This is a genomic window from Streptomyces graminilatus (genome assembly GCF_001418565.1).
Taxonomy (GTDB): domain Bacteria; phylum Actinomycetota; class Actinomycetes; order Streptomycetales; family Streptomycetaceae; genus Streptomyces; species Streptomyces graminilatus.
This window is the reverse complement of record NZ_LIQQ01000363.1, coordinates 1-2783: the sequence shown is the minus strand read 5'-3', so window position 1 is coordinate 2783 and position 2783 is coordinate 1. Positions and strand designations below refer to the sequence as shown.

Here is a 2783-nt window from a genome sequence, read left to right as displayed (position 1 = left end):
GTGCGGGGTGCGGGGTGCGGGTTTTCGGTGCCCGGATCGGGGAACCGGCGGATCCGGGGGATCCGACGTGTCCGTGGCGCGACCTCGACATGTCTTTGGCGTGTGTTTGGCACGTCATTGGCGTGCCCATGACATGGCCGCGACCTGAATGCGCCCCCGTTACGCTCCCCCAAGACGCCCCGTGCGCCCTCAACTGCCATGGTGAGAGGGGTGATCAGCCCGGTGAAGCGGGGTCTGTTTTCGGCCAAGTTGGCGGAGCGGAGGCAGGCTCGCGCACGCTCCGTACAGGCTTTGCGGAGCGCAGCGCCCACGCACAGTCCGGGAGGCGGAGCTCGCCTCCCGGACCGGTCCGCCACCCGCGGGGATGTAGGCGGCGGTGTCCCCCAGCCCACTGGATCCAGTACAGCGGGCCGACCCACGCAGGATCCATGGAAGCGCTCCCGCCATGGCCGGAGAAGAGCGCACGGCCGGGCGCACGGCCACACGGCAGGGGCACGTCGCGACGGTGCGTACATCCTCAGAACTTCCGTACGGACCACAATCCCGCCAACCGGAACAATGCCCCTTAACGCTTGGGATGCGGCGAACTACGCTGGGTTTACGAATGCCGCATGGTTATGCCAGCGCGGCAGCCGTCTGTGTCGAGGGGTGGCGCATGTCCAGGGAGCAACGCGGGCCGAACGAGAAACTCGGCGCCGTTCTCGCCCTCGCGGGAATCAGCAACGCAGGACTCGCGCGTCGCGTCAACGACCTTGGCGCCCAACGCGGGTTGACTCTTCGCTACGACAAGACGTCGGTGGCGCGCTGGGTGTCGAAGGGCATGGTGCCGCAGGGTGCCGCGCCGCACCTCATCGCGGCGGCCATCGGCCAGAAGCTCGGCCGCCCGGTGCCGCTCCACGAGATCGGCCTGGCGGACGCGGATCCCGCGCCCGAAGTGGGCCTCGCCTTCCCCAGGGACGTCGGACAGGCCGTGCGCTCGGCCACCGACCTCTACCGTCTCGACCTCGCGGGCCGCCGCGCCGGCTCCGGCGGCATCTGGCAGTCGCTCGCCGGATCGTTCGCGGTGAGCGCGTACGCGACGCCCGCCTCGCGCTGGCTGATAACCCCGGCCGACAGCTCGGTGGCGCGCGAGGCCCAGTCTCTGGAGGGGTCCGGCGCACCGCTCAAAGTCGGCCACAGTGATGTGCAGAAGCTGCGGGAGGCCGCGGAGGACGCCCGGCGCTGGGACTCCAAGTACGGTGGCGGCGACTGGCGTTCGTCCATGGTGCCCGAGTGCTTAAGGGTGGAGGCGGCTCCCCTGCTGCTGGGGTCGTACTCGGACGAGGTGGGACGCGCGCTGTTCGGAGCGTCCGCCGAACTCACGCGCCTGGCCGGGTGGATGGCCTTCGACACCGGTCAACAGGAGGCCGCGCAGCGGTACTACATCCAGGCGCTGCGCCTCGCGCGCGCGGCGGCGGACGTACCCCTCGGGGGATACGTACTGGCGTCGATGTCGCTCCAGGCCACCTACCGGGGCTTCGGCGACGAGGGCGTCGACCTCGCCCAGGCCGCCCTGGAACGCAACCGGGGGCTCGCGACCGCCCGCACGATGAGCTTCTTCCGGCTGGTCGAGGCACGGGCCCACGCGCGCGCGAGTGACGCCCACGCGGCCGGCGCGGCGCTGCGCTCGGCGGAGGGCTGGCTGGAGCGGGCCCGCGACGGAGACAACGACCCGTCCTGGCTCGGCTTCTACGGCTACGACCGCTTCGCCGCCGACGCCGCCGAGTGCTACCGCGACCTGAAGGCACCGCGTCAGGTCCGCCGTTTCACGGAGCAGGCCCTGTCGAAGCCGACCGAGGAATTCGTGCGCTCGCACGGACTGCGGCTGGTCGTCTCGGCGGTCGCCGAGCTCGAGTCGGGCAATCTCGACGCGGCATGCGAGCAGGGCGTACGGGCGGTGGAGGTCGCGGGGCGCATCTCCTCCGCGCGCACCACCGAGTACGTGAAGGATCTCCTGCACCGGCTGGAGCCGTACGGCGACGAGCCCCGGGTGGTGGAGCTGAGGGAGCGGGCCCGGCCGCTGCTGATGGCTCCGGCGTAGCAAACCTGCGGTGGAACGGCTGTGGAACGGCCGCGGCCGAAGCGTGCCCGCCTCCTGCGTTTGAAGTGACTGTCAGTGGCGCAGTGCACTATGAAAGCAGGAGGTGGGGCGCGGTGGAGCTGACGCGTGGGATCACATACGACTGTGACGTGCTGGTGATCGGTGGGGGGATCGTCGGCCTGTCGACGGCGTACGCGATCACGCGTGCCGCGCCGGGTACGCGCGTGACGGTGCTGGAGAAGGAGCCGGGCCCCGCGCGGCACCAGACCGGGCGCAACAGCGGGGTGATCCACAGCGGGATCTACTACCGGCCGGGCTCGCTCAAGGCGCGGTACGCGGTGTCGGGCGCCGCCGAGATGGTCAAGTTCTGCGCGGAGTACGGCATCGCGCACGCCGTCACCGGCAAGCTGATCGTCGCCACCGAGCGGGACGAGCTGCCCCGGCTGCACGCCCTGGTGCAGAGAGGCCGGGAGAACGGCATTCCGGTGCGGGAACTGGGCCCCTCCCAGATCGGCGAGTACGAGCCGGAGGTGCGCGGCCTCGCGGGCATACACGTGGGCACGACGGGGATCTGCGACTACGTGGCGGTCGCCCGGCAGCTCGCCGATTCCTCCGGGGCGGAGATCCGGTACGGCGCGGAGGTCGAACGGATCGACCGGCGGCCGGAGCTCGGGGTGGCCGTACGGACGGCGGGGCCGGGGGG

General features: G+C 71.3%; 2 protein-coding genes. Both read left to right on the top strand.

Annotated elements, in window-relative coordinates:
* The first annotated feature begins 655 nt into the window (after positions 1-655).
* Positions 656-2080 (top strand): NsdA family TPR-like regulatory protein, encoded by a 1425-nt coding sequence (locus tag AOK08_RS28715; protein ID WP_055531428.1) that lies wholly within the window; start codon positions 656-658, stop codon positions 2078-2080.
* A gap of 113 nt (positions 2081-2193) precedes the next feature.
* Positions 2194-2783 (top strand): FAD-dependent oxidoreductase (locus AOK08_RS28710; protein WP_157876841.1); only part of this gene is annotated, 590 nt, incomplete at its 3' end.

Coding starts and splice junctions, on each gene's coding strand:
- AOK08_RS28715 (WP_055531428.1), top strand. CDS start 656: ATGTCCAGGGAGCAACGCGGGCCGAACGAGAAACTCGGCGCCGTTCTC.